The following is a 2,264-nucleotide window of genomic DNA, read 5'->3' as shown; positions in this document are numbered from 1 at the left end:
GCCCCGCCTTCCCCGCCCCGCCCAGCGCCGAGCTGCACATCCACCTCGAGGGCACGATCGAGCCCGAGCACATCGTCGAGATGGCGCGCCGCAACGGAGTCGCCCTGCCCACCGAGGACCTCGACGCCCTCCGCGCCCGGTACTCCTTCACCGACCTCGCGTCGTTCCTGGAGCTGCACTACTCGAACCTCACCGTGCTGAAGACGGAGCGGGACTTCTTCGAGCTCGCGACGGGCTACCTCGACCGGGCGCAGAAGGCGAACGTCCGCCGCGCCGAGATCTTCTTCGACCCGCAGACGCACCTCGGCAACGGCGTCGCGCTCGACACCGTGATGAGCGGGATCACCCGTGCGCTCGGCCGGAGCGAGGAGACCCACGGGATCTCGACGGACCTGATCATGTGCTTCCTTCGCGACCTGGGCGCCGACGCGGCCGACGAGATGCTGACGGCGATCCTCCCCTGGCGCGAGCACGTCATCGGCGTCGGGCTCGACTCGAACGAGGTGGGCTTCGGCCCGGAGCTGTTCGTCGACGTCTACGCGCGCGCCGCGGTGGAGGGACTGCGCCTGGTCGCGCACGCCGGCGAGGAGGGCGGGCCGGAGACGGTCGCGGCCACCGTCGAGCTGCTGAAGGTCGAGCGGATCGACCACGGGATCCGCGCGATGGAGGACCCGGAGGTGGTCGCGATGCTCCGCGAGCGCCGCATCCCGGTGACGGTGTGCCCGCTGTCGAACGTGGCCCTGCGAGCCGTGGACACGATGGGCGACCACCCGCTGCCCGCGATGCTCCGCGAGGGACTCGTCGTGACGGTCTCGAGCGACGATCCGCCCTACTTCGGCGGCTACGTGGATGAGAACTACCGCGCCCTGGTCGAGGAGCTGGGGATGGACGACGCGCAGCTCGAGCAGCTGGCGCTCAACTCCTTCGACGCGGCGTTCATCACGGAGGAGGACCGCGAGCGCTGGCAGGCGGAGGTGCGCGAGCACTTCGCGCGGTGAGCGCATCACTGCCCGGAGAACGATCGTTCCCACCCCTCCCCGCGCGCTGAGCCCTCGTTCCGCGGCCCCCGCCTCCGCGCCCGCCCTACGCTGGCCGGATGACCCGATCCGACGGCACGCGATGAGCTGGGTGCTCCTCACCGGCGCGATCCTCACCGAGGTGACGGCGTCGCTCGCCCTCCAGGCCGCCATCGAGTCGCCGGGCTGGTACGCCCTCGTGGTGGCGGGCTACCTGGCGGCGTTCGTCCTCCTCAGCCGGGTGCTCAAGGCCGGCATGCCGATCGGAGTCGCCTACGGCGTGTGGGGCGCGTGCGGAGTCGCGCTGACGGCGGTCCTCGCGGCCGTGCTCTTCGGGCAGCCGCTGACGGGCGTGATGACGATCGGGCTGGTGCTGATCATCGCGGGCGTGCTGATGGTCGAGATCGGCTCGCAGCGAGCGCAGGCCGCGCGCCGGTCGGCGCACTGATGGCCTGGCTGCTGCTCTCGGGCGCGATCCTCACCGAGGTCGCCGCGACGATGAGCCTCAAACCCGCGACGGACGGCCGGAAGCGCTGGTACGTCGTGGTCGGAGTCGGCTACGTCGTCGCGTTCACGCTGCTGGCCGGGGCGCTCGCGCAGGGCATGCCGATCGGGGTGGCCTACGGGATCTGGGCGGCGGTCGGAGTCGCGCTGACGGCAGTGCTCGGCCGCTGGCTGTTCCAGGACCCGCTGACCTGGACGATGCTCGGCGGGATCGGCCTGATCATCGCCGGCGTGCTGCTGGTGGAGCTCGGGCACTGACCGGCCGAGTGTCGTCGCGGGGGGGGGCGCCCCCCCGATCAGCGGCCGCCGCGGCGGGAGCGCGTCGGCGTCACCGGTTGTCGCGGCGGTACCGCGCCTCGCGGCCGGCGATGTGGAGGCCGAGCCCGGTGACCGCGACCGCGAAGGCGACCAGCACGCCGATGAACGCGATCTCGTCGCCCGCTCCGACCGCCACGGCCCCGACGGCGAGCCCGATCAGCGCGAGGGCGATCACCACGGCGCCGACGATCTCGAGAGGGCTCCAGGCGGTCATGAGTCCAGCGTGCGCGCGGAGCGGCGCGCGGGCAAGGGGCGGCAGGCGAACAGGACACGACGTCCCTCCGACCGCGGAGGTCCGCGCGGGTCCCAGCACACGACCCGTCCGCCCGGACGTCGGCCGACCGGATGCTGCGGATCGCGGAGCTCGTCCGAGGCGTTCCGCGGTGCGAGCCCGCTCCGTCCGTCCCCGCCGGAACGCCCCCGCCC

At 72.9% G+C, this 2,264-nt stretch carries 4 protein-coding genes; 3 read left to right on the top strand and 1 reads right to left on the bottom strand.

Translation table 11 applies throughout. From position 1 onward, the window contains the following. From C5C49_RS16665 to C5C49_RS16655, 3 genes are all read left to right on the top strand, one after another. On the top strand, window positions 1–998 hold a 998-nt coding region (locus C5C49_RS16665), incomplete at its 5' end, for an adenosine deaminase (protein ID WP_308471232.1). A 121-nt stretch (window positions 999–1,119) separates the two neighbouring features. Beyond that, complete coding sequence (locus C5C49_RS16660; protein WP_104346622.1) at window positions 1,120–1,464, top strand: multidrug efflux SMR transporter; 345 nt, start codon at window positions 1,120–1,122, stop codon at window positions 1,462–1,464. Continuing rightward, window positions 1,464–1,778: a multidrug efflux SMR transporter gene (locus C5C49_RS16655; protein ID WP_104224891.1), complete on the top strand. Its 315-nt coding sequence runs from the start codon at window positions 1,464–1,466 to the stop codon at window positions 1,776–1,778. The genes C5C49_RS16660 and C5C49_RS16655 overlap by 1 nt, the downstream gene beginning before the upstream one ends. 70 nt (window positions 1,779–1,848) lie before the next feature. On the opposite strand, the gene C5C49_RS16650 is transcribed toward C5C49_RS16655, so the two are convergent. Beyond that, window positions 1,849–2,052 carry a hypothetical protein gene (locus tag C5C49_RS16650; protein ID WP_104346621.1) on the bottom strand — a complete coding sequence of 68 codons (204 nt, stop codon included), beginning with the start codon at window positions 2,050–2,052 and terminating at the stop codon, window positions 1,849–1,851. Window positions 2,053–2,264 lie beyond the last annotated feature (212 nt).

This window comes from Rathayibacter sp. AY1E2 (genome assembly GCF_002932325.1).
Classification (GTDB): Bacteria; Actinomycetota; Actinomycetes; order Actinomycetales; family Microbacteriaceae; genus Rathayibacter.
The sequence above is the reverse complement of the archived record's forward strand: the minus strand, read 5'-3'. Positions and strand labels throughout refer to the sequence as shown.

What these genes read in the sequence shown, in the direction of transcription:
- C5C49_RS16660 (WP_104346622.1), top strand. Translation starts at nt 1,120, where the DNA reads ATGAGCTGGGTGCTCCTCACCGGCGCGATCCTCACCGAGGTGACGGCG.
- C5C49_RS16655 (WP_104224891.1), top strand. Translation starts at nt 1,464, where the DNA reads ATGGCCTGGCTGCTGCTCTCGGGCGCGATCCTCACCGAGGTCGCCGCG.
- C5C49_RS16650 (WP_104346621.1), bottom strand. Translation starts at nt 2,052, where the DNA reads ATGACCGCCTGGAGCCCTCTCGAGATCGTCGGCGCCGTGGTGATCGCC.